The 19937-nt window shown below is 48.7% G+C and carries 16 protein-coding genes; 11 read left to right on the top strand and 5 right to left on the bottom strand.

All coding sequences use genetic code 11. From position 1 onward, the window contains the following. Nucleotides 1–25: 25 nt before the first annotated feature. The 4 genes from ABU615_RS06580 to ABU615_RS06565 all read right to left on the bottom strand — a co-directional run bounded on the left by ABU615_RS06580 (nt 26) and on the right by ABU615_RS06565 (nt 4389). Complete coding sequence (locus ABU615_RS06580) at nt 26–814, bottom strand: hypothetical protein (RefSeq protein WP_367427716.1); 789 nt, start codon at nt 812–814, stop codon at nt 26–28. After that, entirely contained in the window at nt 811–2538 is a 1728-nt protein-coding gene (locus tag ABU615_RS06575) for a biotin--[acetyl-CoA-carboxylase] ligase (RefSeq protein WP_370388717.1), read from the bottom strand. Before ABU615_RS06575 ends, ABU615_RS06580 begins: the two co-directional genes overlap by 4 nt. Nucleotides 2539–2695: 157 nt before the next feature. Further along, nucleotides 2696–3775 carry an iron-sulfur cluster carrier protein ApbC gene (gene apbC / locus ABU615_RS06570; RefSeq protein ID WP_267390924.1) on the bottom strand — a complete coding sequence of 360 codons (1080 nt, stop codon included), beginning with the start codon at nt 3773–3775 and terminating at the stop codon, nt 2696–2698. An 89-nt stretch (nt 3776–3864) separates the two neighbouring features. Continuing rightward, nucleotides 3865–4389 carry a hypothetical protein gene (locus tag ABU615_RS06565; protein WP_267390923.1) on the bottom strand — a complete coding sequence of 175 codons (525 nt, stop codon included), beginning with the start codon at nt 4387–4389 and terminating at the stop codon, nt 3865–3867. Between the two features lie 741 nt (nt 4390–5130). On the opposite strand from ABU615_RS06565, the gene ABU615_RS06560 reads away from it, so the two are divergent. The 4 genes from ABU615_RS06560 (at nt 5131) to bfr (ABU615_RS06545) (ending at nt 9762) form a co-directional block, all read left to right on the top strand. Continuing rightward, nucleotides 5131–6531: an OmpP1/FadL family transporter gene (locus ABU615_RS06560; RefSeq protein WP_370388716.1), complete on the top strand. Its 1401-nt coding sequence runs from the start codon at nt 5131–5133 to the stop codon at nt 6529–6531. 230 nt (nt 6532–6761) lie between these two features. Then, complete coding sequence (locus ABU615_RS06555; RefSeq protein ID WP_267390921.1) at nt 6762–7655, top strand: SDR family oxidoreductase; 894 nt, start codon at nt 6762–6764, stop codon at nt 7653–7655. A 1158-nt stretch (nt 7656–8813) separates the two neighbouring features. Beyond that, on the top strand, nt 8814–9278 hold the full coding sequence (gene bfr / locus ABU615_RS06550) for a bacterioferritin (protein ID WP_100141077.1): 465 nt from the start codon (nt 8814–8816) through the stop codon (nt 9276–9278). A gap of 10 nt (nt 9279–9288) precedes the next feature. Then, entirely contained in the window at nt 9289–9762 is a 474-nt protein-coding gene (gene bfr / locus ABU615_RS06545; protein ID WP_367490342.1) for a bacterioferritin, read from the top strand. Between the two features lie 77 nt (nt 9763–9839). Here the strand turns inward: bfr (ABU615_RS06545) and cysG are convergent, their stop codons facing one another. Continuing rightward, on the bottom strand, nt 9840–11246 hold the full coding sequence (gene cysG, locus ABU615_RS06540; RefSeq protein ID WP_267390918.1) for a siroheme synthase CysG: 1407 nt from the start codon (nt 11244–11246) through the stop codon (nt 9840–9842). 259 nt (nt 11247–11505) lie between these two features. On the opposite strand from cysG, the gene ABU615_RS06535 reads away from it, so the two are divergent. The 7 genes from ABU615_RS06535 to ABU615_RS06505 all read left to right on the top strand — a co-directional run bounded on the left by ABU615_RS06535 (nt 11506) and on the right by ABU615_RS06505 (nt 19854). After that, a complete protein-coding gene (locus tag ABU615_RS06535) occupies nt 11506–12228 on the top strand; it encodes a phosphoadenylyl-sulfate reductase (protein ID WP_267390917.1) in 723 nt (240 codons plus the stop codon). Between the two features lie 63 nt (nt 12229–12291). After that, nucleotides 12292–13206, top strand: coding sequence for a sulfate adenylyltransferase subunit CysD (gene cysD, locus ABU615_RS06530; protein WP_367490346.1), 915 nt, complete (start codon nt 12292–12294; stop codon nt 13204–13206). After that, complete coding sequence (locus tag ABU615_RS06525) at nt 13206–13808, top strand: alpha/beta hydrolase (RefSeq protein ID WP_267390915.1); 603 nt, start codon at nt 13206–13208, stop codon at nt 13806–13808. Before cysD ends, ABU615_RS06525 begins: the two co-directional genes overlap by 1 nt. An 8-nt stretch (nt 13809–13816) precedes the next feature. Further along, the gene (locus tag ABU615_RS06520; RefSeq protein WP_267390914.1) at nt 13817–15112 is read left to right on the top strand and encodes a sulfate adenylyltransferase subunit 1; all 1296 of its coding nucleotides are present in this window, start codon (nt 13817–13819) and stop codon (nt 15110–15112) included. Between the two features lie 487 nt (nt 15113–15599). After that, on the top strand, nt 15600–16262 hold the full coding sequence (locus ABU615_RS06515; protein WP_267390913.1) for a S24 family peptidase: 663 nt from the start codon (nt 15600–15602) through the stop codon (nt 16260–16262). 637 nt (nt 16263–16899) lie between these two features. Further along, the gene (locus ABU615_RS06510) at nt 16900–17877 is read left to right on the top strand and encodes an L-lactate dehydrogenase (RefSeq protein ID WP_267390912.1); all 978 of its coding nucleotides are present in this window, start codon (nt 16900–16902) and stop codon (nt 17875–17877) included. Between the two features lie 192 nt (nt 17878–18069). Next, complete coding sequence (locus tag ABU615_RS06505; RefSeq protein WP_267408639.1) at nt 18070–19854, top strand: assimilatory sulfite reductase (NADPH) flavoprotein subunit; 1785 nt, start codon at nt 18070–18072, stop codon at nt 19852–19854. Nucleotides 19855–19937: the final 83 nt, after the last annotated feature.

The raw sequence follows: 19937 nt of genomic DNA, 5'->3' as shown, positions 1-19937 counted from the left end.
GAAGCCTCTAATGGATAGTGCCGGCTTAGTGACAGTTACCGCTGCGCTGCATGCGGCCGTAACGGCCGGTAATGGCGTTGATGTCGTTCATGGCTGAGTTGTCTACGCCGCTGAATACAACGCGCATTTTGGCTATGCTTGTGGGGGTGTTGCCTGAATCGCTGTCGCTACTGCCACCCAAAGTGGTAATGAAGGCATCACTGAATCCTTGCATTTTGGCGCGTGCCATCAATCCTTCCGCATCTTCCCTCCGGTTGAATACACCTAAGCTGACTCTGCCCTGATTGATGCCATAGTCGAAGCCCTGCTCCTGAAGACGGGCACGAGTGGTGCTATCGCCACTGGATGAAAGCGCTACCATGTAACGGGTGGGTGCGGGTGTGGTACGGGTTCGAGCCGGTGCATTTACTTGTTCTATGAAGCGGCTGGTGGTAAACGGCCAGTGATTGAGCAAGCCTTTGATGCGGTGAAAGTCGTCTTCGGGGAGGGTAACGGTGGCGGTACAGGTACTGGCTGGTGCAGCAATAGTTTTGTCGGAGTTGTCGGCCGTGTCGCTTTTCTGTTTGCCGGCAGTGGTGGTTTCGGTCTTGCTGGCAGCTTTCGCAGCAGGTACAGCGCTGCCGGCAGCGGCTGTTGTATCGGTAGCACGGCGCACGCTGATGTCGGGGCTGGCCGGTGCGATGGTATCAGTGGCTGCGCTGGTGGCGCTGGACGCAGCGGGAGAAGCTGAAATACCGTGTACCAGTTTGCCGGCTATCATGCTGCCGAAAACGATGATATTTAATGCTACCAAGATTGCAAACAGCCATTTCATGCGTATTCAACCCAGTTGAGTAAACCGTAAAGCACTAAATTATCCACAATTTCAATGCGGTTGTCTAAGACAAATGTATTGGGTAAGGCCTGTGCTACTTTATTGGCTCCACCGCCGGTGATGATGATGTCAACTGGTTTGCCAGTGCCGATTTTCTGTTGCAGGCGCTCATGCATGAGGACGATGGCGCCGCAGACGGCATCCATGATGCCACTGGCCATAGCATTTGGGGTGGTGGTGGCGAAAGCATAGGCTTTGCCGAGCGGGCGGTTGAGGTTGGCGGTACGTCTGGATAATGCTTCTTTCATCAGATGAAATCCCGGCAGGATGCTGCCGCCGAGGTAATGATTGGTGTCGGTAAGAGCGTCAACTGTGACAGCTGTGCCACAGCTGACCACAACACATGCCTGTCTGGTGTATCGCCGGCTGCCGATGAGATTAAACCAACGGTCGGCACCGTGTTCGGCAGGATTGCGGTAATGATTGCAGATACCGAGGGCTTCAGGCATGGAGGGCAGCCACAGTACCGGTTGTGGCAGAATGGCGGCAATTTGCTGCTGGCGAGCTTCTCCACAGACCGCGCAGCCTATGATGCGTTCTGTGCCGCAGCCCTGTCTGGCCCAGTCTTGTATAAGGGGTTGCAGATCATAATAGGCGGCTTTGCCATAGCTGAGTATGCAGCCATTTTCTACCCATGCCCATTTGAGCTTGCTGTTGCCTGCATCCAGTAGCAGGCAGCGTTTTTGGGTGGCGTTTTGGGTTTCGGTAGCTGCTGCACCTGGGCGCAGGCTGATTTCGCCATTGACGAAACTTTGTTCTCCGTTGGCAGTTTGTAGCAACAGAGCACCGGAAGGAGCGATGCCGCTGACAGTGCCTTCGGCTAAGGTGCAGCCGCCTGTCAGCAGATGTACCAGCCGTCCCTGATCGCGGTGTAATTGATTGTAATCAGCCAGAAATGGGCTGAGCCCATGCTGATTGAAGCGGGGCAGGAATTGAACCAGTTTGGCAAGAATGCCCTGAAAAATTCGGCTGACTTGTGCCTGAGGTAGCAGGGACAGGATGGCTGTGGCGGTGCCAACCTGATCGGGGATGCTGAAATTGAGGCCAATGCCGATAACAGCGGTGGTTTGTTGCTGATGAGTGACGGTTTCAATCAGGATGCCGCCAAGTTTGCTGTTGTCCAGCATCAGGTCATTAGGCCATTTGATTTGAGCGGGGATGCCGAGTTCGCGCAGGGTCTGGGAGATGGCCACTGCTACGATAAGTGCCAGTCCGCCAAGTTCGGCTTGTGGGCGCTGGAATGTCCAGCTCAAACTAAACATCAGGCATTCGCCAATGCGATTTTGCCATGCTTTGCCCTGACGGCCGCGTCCGGCTGTTTGTTCGTAAGCCAGATAGATTTGTGGTGGGCTGTCTATGGGGGCGTGGCGTACCTGTTCCAGTAGAATGGTGTTGGTGGAGGTGGTCTGAGCCAGCAGATGCGGTTCAAAGCCGTACTGGCGCGCGCAGTGATTGAAGGTGTTTTCGGGTATCAATGCCAGTGTTTTGGTAAGCTGCCAGACGCCATTGCGCTGACGCAGAAGACTTTGGATATGGGCAGGCATTTCCTGCCAGGCTGCGTTGAGCTGGGGTATTTTGCAGTTCAGGGTTTTTGCCAGTGTCTGTACTTCATGCGCCAGACCATCGGCAAGCAGGGCCAGTAAAGGCCAAAACGGTGTGTTCATAAAATGGCATGGCCATTGTTTTGCTGATAACAATGGTTTGGTTTAAGGGGCTGGTCTGCTGCATGGCCGGATGCAAGCAGGATTTATTAGTGGCTGTGTGTTCAAAATCAATGTGAATATTATCGCATGGTTTGGTGAAAGTATCTTTTTCTGCGGTTTATTCGACCACGATTTTTGGAAAACGCTGGCTATAGTCTTTGCCCTGATCGGCCAATGCCTGTACCAGCTGCCATGCTGCCTGCTGGTACAGGGCAGCAATTTGCGGATTTTGCTCTGCTAGTGCGTAGGCCTGACCGTTATCCATGGCTTCGCGGACGGATAAAGTAAGTGGTAATTGGCCGAGCAGGGGAACGCCGAGGTTGTGTGCCAGTTCCTTGCCGCCGTTGTGTCCAAATACGGGTTCGGCATGTCCGCAGTGGGAGCAGATATGAACGGACATGTTTTCGAGTACGCCGAAAATGGGAATGTTAACTTTCTGAAACATGTTGACGGCTTTGCGAGCGTCGATTAAGGCCACATCCTGAGGTGTGGTGACGACGACGGCGCCGGTTACGGGTATTTTCTGTGCCAGTGTTAGCTGGATGTCGCCGGTACCGGGCGGCAGGTCAATAATTAGATAGTCTACATCATCCCATTGGCTTTGAAACAGGAGTTGCTGTAAAGCCTGACTGACCATAGGGCCACGCCAGATGACGGCCTGATCGGTATCGACGAGAAAACCGACGGACATTACCTGAATCTCACCCGTAGCCATGATCGGTATCATTTTACCCTGATGCTGACGCGGTTCTTGTCCGGCAACGCCAAACATGGTTGGCTGGCTGGGACCGTAAATGTCGGCATCAAGCACGCCAACGCGTGCGCCCATGCGGCTTAAAGCTACAGCCAGATTGGCACTGGTGGTGGATTTGCCGACGCCGCCTTTGCCGGAAGCGACGGCAATGATGTTTTTAACGCCGGCGATGGTTTGGACGCCGGGCTGAACTTTATGTGTGCCGATGTCCAGCTGTACCTTTACGAATAGGGGCTTGTCGCCGAATTTGGCGGTGATGGCGTGATCGATGCGCTGTTGCAGCTCGTGAATGAGGTGGGCCACTGGATAGGGAAAAACGAGCTCAAGGTGGATGCCGTCGTTGTCGATGATAATGTTGCGGACAGCTTGTTCACTGCCGAGTGTCCGGTTGCTGTCTGGCAGGGTGATGCTGTTAATCAGGGTGGTAAGGGATTGTGTGTCCATGCAATTTAAATCCGCTGCTGAATTTCTGGCGCATATTTTACCCTATATTGGCCTATGAACTGGTTAATGGGGCGGGCGGAAACCGGAATTTAGGCTGATGGCGGCATTTGATCAGGACTAATGATATGGCCAGAATCTGGCTTGCAGGTATGTTGCCGGTTGCGTATCCACATTAAGCGCAGGCAAAGATAGGCAGGATAAAGCAAGAGAATGGAAACGATGAGGTAGCGCAAATTGTGCCATTCTACAACCATTTGCCCGTGTGCCAGTGCCCATCCTGCCCATAGCCATTGCCACCATGCGGGCAGGCTAAACGCGAGCACAATCAGTAAAGCGGCAATGCGGACCGGTGTGAGCGGCCAGAACTGATGCTGCTGCATGGCGCGGTTAAGTTGCAGCAGAACGATGAAGGCGAAGCTAAGAGTCAGTACCATGCCGCCGTTGGCGATGACCTGTAGCCAGCTGAAGGCAATATCCGGTGATAGGGGTAAGCTGTTGCCCGATACAGGTGTTTGTTCTAGTGAGACGCTGGCACCAATATTCAGGATGAAACTGTAAATCAAATCCAGCCAGAGCAGCATTAACGGCCAGGTGCGTTTCAAGCGTTGAAACATTGTTGTCTTACCATGAGAACAGATAATAATGCGACAGTGTAACCATTGCTGTGTGGTGCTGTAAATGGCTGTCTGGCAGTTGTTTCTACTGAGAAAACCAGCAGATGTTGTTACAAGCTGGATAAACAACGAATGCAAAGAGGTAGAAAGTATGGCTGATTGATGCCGCTTATTTGCTGGATGTTATGTATAAAAAATATTTAATGATTGCAAAGTCGGGCAAAAGCAGAAGCGGTGTACGTAGCCGTGGAAGCAGTGCAACCAAAGCAGGTTTTATACGTGAATGCATGACCAGTAAATATTTATTCTGTACGCGGTAAGTGTTGGTTTGCCTACAGCGGCTGCCAGACAGAGCCAGAGGCCGGCGGATGAAGCGGAGCATCTATATTTCAATAGAAGGCTGAATAAAGCAATTATATGGCGTTCTGATATTTTCTATCAATGGAATGGGTGGTGCCTGTTATTTTTTATTCATTTGTGATTAGGGTAGATAGATATTTTATAATGCTGAAAGATATTGATTTTCAGTTGTGTTTCTGAATAAAAGCGGGATTTATTATGCATTTGGGGTAAAAAATAATTATATTCAGATATAAGCAATTTAATTTATCTGAATAATTGTAAGGACGGTAAACGGCAATGAAAGTTTTTTTGGGTTAGAATAAACACTCGAATTTTTATTTTTGATTTTGACCTTTTGAAAAGGTCTTTTTTATTTTCTGCTTTTTGAGAAAAGACATAATGACAAGACGTTTGCCAGTTGTGTTTGAAATGAGCGCTGTTGTGATCAGTGCCGCAGTTTTAAGTTCTCCAGTTTTGGCTTCCGGATATCATTTAGGTTTGCAGTCGGTGACGTCGGTAGCAGCCGGTAATGCGGCAGCGGCTGAAGCTGCCGATGCTACGACGATTGTTAGTAATCCGGCTGGCTTGGTGCATGTGGAGGGTACGCAGATTGATACTAATCTGTTTGTGATTAAACCGGATATTAAATATAAGAATGCGCGAGGAACGTTTTCGGATGGTTCTGCTGTCAGTGGTCCGGCACACGGTAATATTGCCAATACGGCTCAGTTGGTGCCGCAGCTGTATTTTTCTCATCGGCTGAATGAACGATGGGGTGTAGGGCTGGGTGTTTATATACCGTATGCGGCCAGAACCAATGATAGTTCCGCTTCGGTGTTGCGCTATAACGTGAATAAAACCAATGTGAAGGCGCTGGATATCAATCCGGCTGTGGCTTTTAAAATCAATGACCGGCATTCGCTGGGTGTGGGGCTGATCGCACAGTATCTCCATGCAGAAGTCCAGAAATATGCTGATTTCACGCCTGTAGGCAGTGCGCAGTCTGGAATTCCTCCAGCGATGCTGCATCAGCGGGCGCCAGGTGCATTTGATGCTCGTGCTACGGTAAAAGGTAATGACTGGGGCTATGGTTTCAATGCGGGCTGGCTATGGGATGTGAATGATGATGTGCGGGTAGGTGTGAGCTATCGCTCAAAGATTAATCAGCATCTGCATGGTACAGCGCGCTGGCAGCCGGTAGGAAAGTATGCAAGACAGTATGCGCCTCTGTTTGCGCAGTTTGGTTTTAAAGAGCTGGAAGGGGCGCAGGTACAAATTACCACGCCTGAAGTGGTATCGGTGCACGGGATGTGGAAAGTGAATCCACAATGGAATCTATTTGGTAATGTGAGCTGGACGCGCTCTTCACGCCTGCATGAGCTGGATATCAATTTTGAAAATGATAAGGCGATTGATCCGGTACATGGTGCCACTTCGCATACCACGCATATTGCGACCAACTGGCGCGATACCTATGCAGTTGGTGTAGGGGCTTCCTATCAGCAAACCCCACGCCTGCAATGGCGTTTTGGTGTGAATTATGATCAGTCGCCGGTACGCAGTTCGTCTACACGCCTGTCTACTATTCCAGATGGTAATCGCTGGCTGTTTGGCGCCGGTGCTAAATATGATGTAAATAAAAAGGATACGGTGGCGGTGTCGTATGCCTATCTGCATATCCAGCATACGCGAATGAATCAGCAGGATGATGGGGCACACGTGTCGAGTAATGTGCGTGGAGAGGCGGATTACCGTTCGCATGCACATATCGCTGGTGTTTCGTATACGCATCGCTTCTGATATCAGCCTAGGCAGTATACATGCAGGACAGTATAGGTACTGTCCTGCATTTGTTTTGCCCAGTAGTTTTGCATGATTTGTCTTTTCGTTCTCAAGCCATTGAGATTAATAAATTTTAACTAGAATATTGACATAAATTACAAGTAGTTTTCTTTTCTGTTTCATAATCTGTCGTATGATGGTTTTGCTGTTCCATCTGGATAAAGCATTGTTAAACAAGGAGATGTATCATGAAGCATCAAGAAGGTTTACAAGATCCTAAAACCAAGTACTACCATCAGGATTATGCCAAACAACGTCAGCCAGCGCCCGGCCTGCAAAGCAGAATGGACCCTGTACCTGATTGTGGTGAAAAAAGCTATGAAGGTCATGGCCGTTTGTGTGGGCGCAAGATTTTGGTAACGGGTGCCGATTCCGGTATTGGTCGTGCTGCTGCCATTGCGTATGCGCGTGAAGGTGCGGATCTGGCGATTAACTATCTGCCGGAAGAAGAAGAGGATGCTAAACAGGTTGCAGCACTGGTACAGGAAGCCGGCCGTAAGGTTGTGTGTCTGCCGGGTGACTTAAGTGATGAGCATTTCTGCAAACAGTTAGTAGAAAAAACGCATCAGCAGTTAGGCGGTCTGGACGGTCTGACTTTGGTGGCTGGTAAGCAGACGGCTGTTGAGCGATTTTGTGATATCAGTACGGAACAGTTAAAAAAAACATTCGAAATTAATGTTTTCTCGCTTTTTTGGGTGATTCAGGCTGCAATGCCGCATTTGCCTGCCGGTGCTACTATTGTGACCACCAGCTCTGTACAGGCTTATGAACCCAGCCCGAATCTGATAGATTATGCCTCTACAAAGGCCGCTATTGTAGCGTTTACGCAGGGTCTTGCTAAACAGGTAGCTGCGAAAGGAATTCGCGTGAACTCAGTGGCTCCCGGCCCTATCTGGACTGCTCTGGAAATTACCGGCGGTCAGCCGCCTGAAGCCATTCCAAAATTTGGTCAGAGCGAATCTATTCTTGGCCGTGCCGGCCAGCCTGCCGAACTGGCTTCAACTTATGTTTTCCTGATGTCGGATGAATCCAGCTATGTAACCGCTCAGGTTTATGGTGTGACCGGCGGTATTTTGCTGTAAGACATTTTGTTGTTTTTCTAATAAATCCGTACTGAAATTCGGTTTCTGTACCGGTGTAATACCGGCAGTAAAATGAGTTTTAGTACGGATTTTTTATTGTTTTTTCTATGAGCAAAAACCATATTTTTTTTGCTATTGACGCATATAAATATTTATTTGTAATATTTATATTTCTCATTTTTTGTTTTTTCATACAATAGATAAAAAAATGATATTTTGCATCGCGGAGGATAAATTGGGAGTGAAGAAGCATTAGTGATATTTCCTTTTTGCCGCAATTCACTTATGTACTGGATAAGAAAGAAGCATGTCAGCAGTACGCGCTGCAAGCTGTGTTCAGGAATGGGTGCCTAGATTTCCTGCTGAAATAAAAGGCAGGTAGCTGTTTCGGCTGTGATTGTGCTGATTTATAAGCGCTACTGAAAGGCTGTTGCTACAGGCTGGATTAATGATGATGCTAAAGGAATAATTGATCTCGTTGAAAAGGGAATAAAAGGCTGGCTGAGGTGTAGAGCTGGACGGAATGAAAATGGTTATGTTTTACGCTAATTGCTTGTTGATTCTGTATATTGTGGCCGCTAAGGATGCAGACTAAGCGTGAAATTATGTTAATCTATATAAATTTTCTTTTAAATTTGCCGTCTGTGATGGTTTAGTTGAATGATTCTAATAAAGTGTGATAACCATTATTGTTTTAATGCTATGTTTTTATGGAATTTTTCTGTTAATTTTTGATTTTTTCAATTAATTATTATGAAAATTAGTCTTATTTAGATTAAAAATAGTCACGATATTTAATGTTATGATAAGCCCAAACAGTTGTATTGGTTAGGGTAATGTAATTTTAACGCCTGATTTAGTGCAACTGTTCAAGGGGGAAAAGGGTTGCAGGTTAATTTTAGCCTGCAACCCCAGACTGCAGAAAATATTGGTGCAGGATATTTATCCTCTACGTATAAGTAACTATCCGACCGTGGTTTTTTGCTTAAGAAGCAAGACAAATCCGCTGCTCATGGGTAGAAAAATAACAGACATAATTTTTCATTAAATGGTTATCTGCGCTTGATGCTTGTCGCGTCAGGTCGGTAGTGGTTTAGTGATTCATCACAACTGCTTGGTGAGTAAGATGTAGCAGTTTTGAGTAAAAAGGATGCAAACATGGAAGGCAAAAAGGTTGTATTGGATTGTTTAAACCGTTTACTGGCAGGAGAGCTGGCCGCACGTGACCAGTATTTTGCACATTCGCGGATGTATGAAGATATGGGCTATATGAAGCTGTTTCAGCGTATAGACCACGAGATGCAGGAAGAAACCGACCATGCGCACCAGTTTATTCACCGTATTCTGATGCTGAACGGCAAACCGGAAATGGTACCGGATGCGATTAATGTGGGCACGGATGTAGTCAGCATGCTGGAAAATGATCTGGCTACAGAGCTAAGCGTGCGCCAGAATTTAAAAGATGCGATTAAGCTATGTGAGCAGGAGCAGGATTATGTGACGCGTCAGTTTCTGGTGGCTCAGCTGAAAGATACGGAAGAAGACCATGCACACTGGTTAGAACAACAATTGCGCCAAATTGAGGTGATGGGCTTGCCCAATTATCTGCAAAGCCAGCTGTAAGGAGAACGATATGCAGGGAGATCGTTTGGCCATTCAGGCATTGAATAAAAATCTGGGTTTGTTGTTGGTTTCCATCAATCAATATTTTCTGCATGCTCGTATTCTGCGCAACTGGGGTTTCAACGAGCTGGGTGAGACTTTATATAAGCATTCGATTCGCGATATGAAGAGCGCAGACGCGCTGATTGAACGTATCCTGCTTCTGGAAGGTCTGCCGAATCTACAGGAGTACGGCAAAATTCTGGTGGGTGAGAATATTACTGAGATTCTGCAGTGTGACCAACGGGCAGAGCAGGCCAAACACATTGCTCTGGCTGATGCCATAGCTGTGTGTGAAAACCAGCTGGATTTTGTGTCACGTGATTTGCTTGAACAGCAAAAAGCGGTGAATGAGGAATATTTGGACTGGCTGGGTACGCAGCTTGATCTGATTAAAGAAGTTGGATTGAATAATTATGCGCAGTCTGCGGCAGTAACAGATTGAGCGATTCCAGTGAACAAACAGGATAACAGCACTTGCTCACAAGTGCTGTTTTTATGTGTTTGCTGTAGGCGCTGATACTAAGCCGCTACTACGCTTTCGTGTGCACTGCTGGGCTGAAACCATGCCAGCTGCTGGCGCAGACTGACTACTTCCCCAATCACAATCAATGCCGGTGTGGCAGCTTGTTGTGCCAGGGAGGCTAGCTGGTGGAGCTGGCCGGTTGATACGGTTTGCTGTGGTAGCGTGCCTTGCGAGATGATTGCTACCGGTGTGGTGGCGGCTCGTCCATGGGCAATCAGCTGGCGGCTGATTTCCGCTGCCGTGAGGGTACCCATATAAATCACCAGTGTTTGCTGAGCACCTGCTAGTGTGTGCCAGCCATGTGACTGTGCAGCCAGCTGCTGATGGCCGGTTATAAACAGCACACTCTGGGCATAATCCCGATGGGTAAGCGGAATACCGGCATAGGCGGTAGCGCCTAGGCCAGCACTGATGCCAGGAATGACTCTGAAAGGAATTCCCGCTGCCTGTAATACCGCACATTCTTCACCACCACGGCCGAACACAAAAGGATCACCGCCTTTTAGGCGCGCAACACGTTTACCTTGCTGTGCCCACTTTACCAGCAGCTCATTGGTCTGTTGCTGTTGTACCTGATGGTTGCCACAGCGCTTACCAACGCTGATTTTCAGGGCATCGCGGCGTACCAGCTCAAGTACCTCTGCCGATACCAATGCATCATATAAAACCACATCTGCTGCCTGAAGTGCCTGTAAGGCGTGCAAAGTGAGCAGACCGGCATCACCTGGGCCGGCACCAACCAGCACCACTTCACCCTGTAGTAGTGGCTGGTGGGCATTTAGTTGCTGCTGCAACAGCGATTCTGCTGCCTTTTCATCACCACTGGCCACATACTGGGAAAAGCGGCTGTGCTGAAATAATTGCTCCCAGAAGCGGCGGCGTTCGCTCAAATGCTGAAAGGTTTGTTTTACCTGTGTCCGCCAGCGTCCGGCCAGCGCCGCTGCTTTGCCGATTGAAAACGGCAGTAGCGTTTCTATTTGCTGACGAATCAGCCGCGCCAACACTGGTGCGTGGCCGCCGCTGCTTATAGCCACCTGTATTGGACTGCGGTCAATCAATGCCGGCACGATAAACGAACAACATGCCGGCTGGTCGACACAATTGCAGAATGTTGCCGCTGCTTCGGCTGCCAGAAATACCTGCCGATTTAAGGCAGGGTCGTTAGTAGCGGCCACTACCAGAAACACACCACTTAGCAGCGCAGGGCTAAATTCTGTGGCGATGTGTTCGGCTTGCTGTGCGGCAAACCAATCCTGAAAGCGGCTGGTGGTTTGCTGTGCCACCACCTTTAGTTGTGCTCCAGCCTGTAACAGGGCACTGGCCTTGCGTTCGGCCACCTGTCCGCCGCCTACCAGTAACACTTTGCGCTGGTGTAATTGAGTAAATATGGGGTAGTGATTCATGTTGGTTTGTCTTTGTTGTGTGCACACTATCTTATAAGTGCCGCTGTGTGGCTGAAAAAGAAGCATTTTTTCTAACCAAATCGTTGGCGGTTATATCTATATGGGCCATGTTCGCGACGGAAGTTTGGTTATAAAGAAAGAAATTTTTATTCTTTCCTTGCCGCAGGCTACGCTTGCTACTATCTGAATCAGACAGACAGTAAGCTGCTTAAACAGTTGCTGGCATTAATAAATTGTGCTTTCAGGAACGTAAAAGAATATGTTGCGCCCCCGCTTGTGGAGCCCACCGCATGATGCGGCCGCCACCCAACGCTTGCCTGTACTTACTGCCGAACTACAAAACCGTTTAGAGCAGATTGTCAGCCAGCATCAGCACGTTAAATTTGCTTCTAGTCTGGCCGTTGAAGACATGGTGATTACCGATGTGATTGTGCGCGCGCAGCTGCCTGTAGAGGTATTTACTCTTAATACTGGTGCGCTCAATAGTGAAACCTGTCAGTTGTTAGACGCCGCCGGCCAGCACTGGGGTATCCAAATTGTTGAATATCGGCCAGATGAGGCGGCTGTTGATGCGTATGTGGCTGCACATGGCAAGCTGGCTTTCTATGACAGCGTTGCTCTGAGGCGCGAATGCTGCCATATCCGCAAAATCGAACCGCTCAACCGTGCACTCAGTGATGCAGATGCATGGATTACGGGACAGCGGCGCGAGCAGTCCAGCACCCGTACCGAGCTGGCATTGGTTGAGCAAGATCAGACTCATGCGATGGCCAAATACAATCCGCTGGCTGATTGGCTGGAAACTGATGTGTGGGCTTATGCCGAAGCGAAGCAACTGCCGGTAAATGCTTTGTATATGCAGGGCTATCCGAGCATCGGCTGTGAGCCGTGTACGCGTCCGGTAAAAGTGGGTGAGGATATTCGGGCTGGCCGCTGGTGGTGGGAGAGCCGCGATAGTAAAGAATGTGGTTTGCATAAATAAGCAGAATTTAACTCAGGCTTGCAGGTGCGCTGTCATGCGCTGCAGCCACTACGGAATAAACCAATGAGTATTCAAAACAAACATCTGGATTGGCTGGAAGCGGAATCCATCTACATTATCCGCGAAGTGGTCGCTGAAGCACGCCATCCGGCGCTGCTGTTTTCCGGTGGCAAGGATTCGGTAGTGCTGCTGGCACTGGCAGTAAAAGCGTTTCAGATACCTGGCCACAGCCTGCAATTACCGCTAACACTGGTGCACATCGATACTGGCCACAACTACCCCGAAGTGATTGCCTTTCGTGATGCCACTGTACAGCGGCTGGGTGCGAAACTGGTGGTGGGCAGTGTGGAAGAATCCATTCGCCGAGGCAGTGTAACCTTGCGCCGAGCTACCGATTCGCGCAATGCCGCCCAGGCTGTGACCTTGTTGGAAACCATTGAAGCTAACGGCTTTGATGCATTAATGGGCGGTGCACGTCGCGATGAGGAAAAAGCGCGTGCTAAAGAACGCATATTCTCGTTCCGCGATGAATTTGGTCAGTGGGACCCGAAAAACCAGCGTCCGGAATTATGGGATTTATATAATACTCGTCTCCATCCAGGCGAAAACATGCGCGTATTCCCGATTTCGAACTGGACCGAACTGGATATCTGGCAATACATTGCGCGTGAACAGCTGGCTTTACCTGACATCTATTATGCTCACCAGCGTGAGGTGGTGGAACGCGGAAATATGCTGGTGCCGGTAACACCACTGACACCGAAAAAAGGGGGCGAAGTGAGCGTGGTACGCAGTGTACGTTTCCGTACAGTAGGCGATATTTCCTGTACTTGTCCGGTGGCGAGCGAAGCCGCTACCGCCGCTGAAATAATAGCTGAGACGGCGCAAACCACGATTTCCGAGCGTAACGCCACGCGCATGGACGATCAAGTTTCGGAAGCGGCCATGGAAGAGCGTAAGAAAGCAGGTTATTTCTGATGGCTCCCACACTCACCGCTTCAGCGCCCCATGTCTATATTGTGCATGGCTTTCAAAGCAGCCCGCATGATAACTGGTTTGAGTGGCTGGCTCGGAAGGCGCGTTCTGCCGGTGCCGTTGTCACCATACCGGCAATGCCTGCACCCGATTATCCGCAAGCAGCGGTATGGCAGCAGACACTGGATCAGATTATTGGCCAGCCTGAAGCTCAGACCATACTGGTCGGCCACAGCCTCGGCGTTATTACCCTGCTGCGTTTTCTTAGCCGTCACCAGCCTGCAAAGTTGGGCGGATTGATACTGGCCGCTGGTTTTGCCTCGCGCCTGCCTACGCTGCATATACTGGATGAATATATCGATGCCAGCCAGCCTGATTTCAGTGCATTACAGCACATCAGCATGCCGGTGCACAGTATTATTTCCACCAACGATCCCTATGTGCCAGAAGCCGCCAGCCAATCCATTGCAGCATCACTGCACAGCCACATCGATTATGTATCCCATGGTGGCCACCTGATGGCTGAAGACGGCTTCAGCGAATTGACTCCAGCGTGGCAGAGCCTGAAGCAGATGCTGACGCAGGTCGTTACCACCAACCAATGAGACATCGAATGAGTACTGATTCCGTATTGCGATTTATTACAGCCGGCAGCGTGGACGATGGTAAATCCACACTAATTGGACGTCTGCTGTTTGACAGCCAGTCTTTGCTGGCTGATCAGGTAGCCTCACTGTATCGAGGCAAGCACAAGCGCACTGCCGAGGGCGTCCCTGATTTCGCCCAGCTTACTGACGGGTTGGCGGCCGAGCGTGAGCAGGGCATTACCATTGATGTTGCTTACCGCTATTTTGCAACGCCGGCACGCAAATTCATCATTGCCGACACCCCCGGCCATGAACAATATACCCGCAATATGGTGACTGGAGCCTCTACTGCCGATGCCGCCATCATTCTAATAGATGCCACACGGTTGGATTTCAGCGAACAGACGCCGGCCTTACTGCCGCAAACCCGTCGTCACAGCGCCATTCTGAAACTGCTGGGTACACCGCACATCATTGTAGCGGTAAACAAACTTGATTTGCTGGATTACAGCGAAGAAAAATTCAACGCCATCAAACGTGCTTACAACGAGCTGGCCACCGCTCTGGACTTGCGCCACGTCAGCTATGTACCAATATCGGCGCTAAACGGCGACAATATTGTCACTGCCAGTGCACACATGCCATGGTATCAAGGGCAACCGCTGTTGCCTTTATTGGAAAGCCTGCCTGCTGCTAACCGTCACAGTCAGTTGCTGAAGGCACCCGCTCTCTATCCAGTACAGCGCGTCGCCCGGCTGGATGGCAGCAGTGCTGATGATTTTCGCGGCTATCAGGGTCGGCTAGAACAGGGGGGCCTGAAAATAGGCGAGCCCGTACGTATCGAACCAGCCGGCCAGAGTAGCACCATTGCAGCCATATACAGCCCAGATGGCGCCGTAGACCAGGCTCAGGCAGGTGATGTGCTCACTTTAGTGCTGGCTGATGATGTAGATGTATCCCGTGGAGACAGTATTGTCGCTGCCGGCAGTGATTTGCATCCGGTCAGCAACATCAGTGCATCGTTGTGCTGGTTTGACAGTAAACCACTCAACTCAGCCAGACGGTACTGGCTCAAGCACAGCACGCAGACCGTGTATGCCAAAATCAGAAAGGTTGAATATCTGCTGGATGTACAAAGTCTCAATCATCAAGAAGACAGCAGCAGCCTACAACTAAACGACATTGGACGGGTACAGATCAGTGTGCAAAAACCACTTATTGCCACTAACTACGAGGCCAATCCGGCGGCTGGTGCCTTTATCCTAATTGATGAAGCCACCAATCATACAGTTGCCGCCGGCATGATTGTTGCCTTATCTTAGGCGTCACATGCATAAAAGTTCGCGGTGAAAATATACCGTCTCCGCGTAACACAGTATGCAGAAAACATGAATGCTGTTGCATCTTGTTTACGCTTTGCAGGTATAGGTGCAGCAGTTTAGGTAGCAGGCGTTGATAAAAACACACATATACGACAAACGAGTTAATATTATGTAAAAATATGTTATATGGATAAAATCAATCCAGCTTCATAATTGAATTTGAATAAGAGGTTTGTGTAAAAAACAGATAAAAATGATGTAAAAATTAATTTTTTTGATGTTGGGCTGAGAGAAGAAAGAGAATGTTAACTAAGCCTGCTAGCGAATTATCATCTTAATATTATTATATAAAGTGGATGGTATAATTTTTACAGTGAAATAGGGAATAAACTGACATGTTTTATATATTGAAAATAACTATTGCTATAAACAAAACATAACACAAATTAAGTTAACATCATTATGTCTTTTAATCGGGAGATAACAGATGTTAAGCGATCGCATCAAACAGGCGCGGCAGCGTATCGCCCTGTCACAGCAACAGGTAGCCGATAAAATGGGCGTCTCCAAAACCGCAGTATTCAAATGGGAAAACGGCAATTACGAACCCAAAAATCTGGACATACTGGCCAACATACTCGGTGTAAGTCTTACCTGGCTGCGTGAAGGTCGTGGTAATCCTTTTCCAGCGCAACCAGACGATATTCCTGCTGCTATAGATTCCGGCCCGTATAATCAGGATGAGGTAGCTGTCTGCCTGTACCCCTCCATTGAGCTGGCCGGCTGTGTGCGTTCCAAACAGGCACATAAACAGCATTGCAAAAAATTCAGCCTGAGTACCGAGCTTTTAGAGCGTAAAAAAATCAATGCAGAGATGGTGGTATGTTTTCCGGTGAGCGACAACAGCATGGAACCGATTTTTCCGCACGGAACCATTTTTGCTGTCGACTTAAACCGTACCAACATCATCGATGGCAACCTGTATTTGATAAAGCAAAATCACCGCTATCGCGTCCGGAAACTGTATTCCATGCCAAATGAAGAAGTACGACTGCACGCTTACAATACTGCTGAGTATCAGGATGAATGCGCCCCTGTTAAACAGATCATCATCATTGGTAGAGTATTTTATTATGCCGTAGAGCTGTAAATGCACACTCTACTTGCAGACTGTCATATTCAAGAGATGGTGCAGGATGCACTTTTTTCTGCTCTTACATTGGCCAAACGGGTTGCCTGCCGGGTTTCAAAGAGGCTGATTTTGTTTAATATCTACCAGTTTGGAAAAGCCTAAGCAGAATATAGCCGGCAAATGCATCCCAACCGCTTACCCCATCACCTACTATCTTCTATTCTCTCATTTTTGCAGACAAACTATATCAGCAAATCTTAAATTCGTTAAACCGAATCACACATCTCATTTAACATTATTTCAATCCATCGCCTCTTGTATGTGTTTATTAGAATCTGAACAATTGAATTCAGCTGATTTAAACCTACCGTAATCATAAATAAGAAAAGCGGCTCTAAATCAGTAAAAACAATTATTCAAATGTTAGCTGGCAGACGTTTGCTATTATTCAAAATTAAACATAAATATACAAAATGCCATAAAATTAGCGGAAAACATAAAAAAATCATACAAAAAAATATTTAATGACATATTTCACCAAAAAATGTAATTAATGATGAATATAAATAAAAAATGCATATAGCATGTACAAATTTGCTACAATTTATGCATAAATTCGCATAGATTTGCATTTACGTTAGAAAGAGGTTGAATTATGTTACAGCCCACCAATGCCAAAAATCATCAGAAAATTGTTCTGGTTGGTGCCGGTGCCGTAGGTTCCACATTTGCCTATGCAGCCACGCTGCAAGGTATCGGTCAGGAACTGGTGATTGTCGACGTAGCGCGGGATAAGGCGCATGGAGATGCAAAAGATATTGCAGATGCATTACTCTTTACTTACCCCAAAAACATTTACGCCGGCAATTACAGCGACGCCGCCGATGCTGATATTGTTGTGATTACCGCCGGTGCAGCGCAAAAGCCAGGTGAAAGCCGTCTGGATCTGGTTAACCGTAATTTGCATATTATCAAAAGTATTGTTACACATGTCGTCGAATCCGGTTTTAACGGCATCTTTCTAGTGGCTTCCAATCCCGTGGATATCCTTACCTATGCCACATGGAAACTGTCAGGTTTTCCGGCCGAGCGTGTAATCGGTTCTGGTACCTCACTGGATTCAGCCCGCTTGTGCAAATATGTTGGCTATCTTCTCAATGTTGATCCGCGTACCGTAAGCGGTTACATACTGGGAGAACATGGCGACACCGAATTTCCGGCATGGTCACATCTGAGTGTTGGTGGCCTGACAATGGAAGAGTGGATTAAAGGCGATCCACGCTTTACCGAAGCAGACCTTGATATTATTGCTGACCGCGTGGTCAATGCAGCCTACGACATTATCCGTCTCAAAGGGGCTACTTATTATGGAGTAGGTGCTGCACTGGCGCGCATATGTCGGGCGCTTTTGGATGATGAAAACACCATACTACCGGTTTCCGTCTATCTCAATGGACAGTATGGTGTCAAAGACATGTATATCGGCACCCCTGCAGTGCTTGACCGTCACGGTGTGCGTCAGGTTATAGAAATTCCCCTAAACGAAAAAGAGCAAAGTCTGATGAGTGCCTCCGCCAGCCATCTGGATGAAGTGATGCGCAATGCCTTTCCCGAAATCGGTATTGAGCGTTAAAACAGACAGTCTTAAAACAATCCAGATTCCTCTTCTCAAGGCAGCCTGCGGGCTGCCATTTTATATATGCTTACCGATTCTAACTAAATAAGCGCCATTTCTTTCTCAAACTTCCCAGTGCTTGCTAGTATGGCCGGATGGAATTCTACCGCCAAATAATGACATTAATCATCACCTTACTGAGCACAAACCATGACCATCCCTCTATCTCCCGAATTGTTGCAATCTTTAAATCAGCTGTCGCCAACGCAGCTGGCGTGGCTCTCTGGCTATACATGGGCACAAAGCCAGCAGACAGTTACCACCTCCTCTGCCACGGCGACCGCAGCCGCCATCAACAGCACAGCACCAATAGCGCGCAACGTACGGGTATTGTCTGCATCACAAACCGGTAATGCTCGCCGCGTGGCTGAAAACCTGCAACTGAAACTAGAAGCAGCCGGTATCAGTGCGACCCTAACTGCTTGCGGCGATTACAAAAACAAACAACTGGTCAGTGAAGACATTCTTCTACTTGTCACCTCCACACAGGGCGAGGGCGAGCCGCCGGAAGAAGCTTTGCCGTTGTATAAATACCTATCTGGTAAAAAAGCACCTGTGCTGAATCAGCTTCACTTTGCCGTGCTAGGCCTAGGTGACAGCAGCTATCCGCAATTTTGCCAGTGTGGCAAGGATTTTGACCAACTACTGGCACAGCTTGGTGGCGAGCGTCTGGCCGAACGGGTAGATTGTGACGTTGACTACCAGAGCAGTGCAGCCGCGTGGCAGGACACAATTGTTGCCATCATCAGTGAGCTGAACACCACTCAGGCTGGCGAAAATACAGAGGTTCAGCAAAGCGTTGTAGCCGCTCAGACCGCGGTATTCACTCGAGCTGCGCCTTTTACTGCCAGCCTGAGCCTGCGTCAACGTATTACTACCCCCAATGCCAATAAAGATGTCGAACACGTCGAAATAGATCTCAGTGGCTCCGGTATCCACTATCAACCTGGGGATGCGCTGGGCGTGTACTATCAGAACGCAGACACACTGGTAGACGAAATTTTGCAACATACACAGGTCGATAAAGCAGCATCAGTACGGCTGAGCGATGGTCGCGAAATACCCGTTGCACAGGCATTACAGCAGGAGCTCGACATTACCCAAAACACACCAGCGCTGGTTCAGGCCTATGCGCAGCAGATACAGAATACAGAGCTTAATGAAATCATTGCTGATGCCGAGGCACTCAGACAGCTGATTGCCACCACCCCGCCGGTGAGTCTGCTGGCTACTTACCCCCATGTACTCAGCGCACAAGCACTGCACGACCTGTTTCGTCCACTGACCCCGCGCCTGTATTCCATTGCTTCCAGTCAGGACGAAGTTGGCGAAGAAGTCCATTTAACGGTCGGCGTGGTACGCTTCAGCCAACGAGGGCAGCAATACACCGGCGGTGCCTCCGGTTTTCTGGGAGAACACTTGCAAGAGGGCGAACCTGTACGCGTATTTATCGAAGAAAACCACCGCTTCCGCTTACCTGAAGATAGCGCTACGCCTATTATCATGATTGCCGCCGGCACCGGTATCGCACCATTCCGTGCATTTATGCAGCAGCGCGACGCTGACGGTGCCAGTGGCGACAACTGGCTGTTTTTTGGGAATCAGAAATTTACCGATGATTTCCTTTATCAGGCTGAATGGCTGCAATACCGCAAAAACGGATTGCTGACACGTTACGATTTCGCATGGAGCCGGCAGGCTAATGAAAAAATCTATGTGCAGCACAAACTGCGTGAACAAGCCGCCGATATCTGGGCATGGCTGCAACGCGGAGCACATATCTATGTGTGTGGCGATGCCACTAAAATGGCGCGAGATGTAGAGCAAGCGCTCTTAGACATTGTGTCAGCACAAGGGCAGCTTAGCACCGAAGACGCCGATGAATACCTGAGTGAACTTAGACAAGAGCAGCGATATCAGCGCGATGTCTATTGAAACTTGCATCATTCTGGTAATAAAAATTCAACTATCCTAATCAAACCCGTTAATATGTCGTGGTAGCCAACCATATTACTGGG

It is taken from the genome of Snodgrassella alvi (assembly GCF_040741455.2).
Classification (GTDB): domain Bacteria; phylum Pseudomonadota; class Gammaproteobacteria; order Burkholderiales; family Neisseriaceae; genus Snodgrassella; species Snodgrassella alvi_E.
This window is presented reverse-complemented; position numbering and strand designations above follow the sequence as displayed.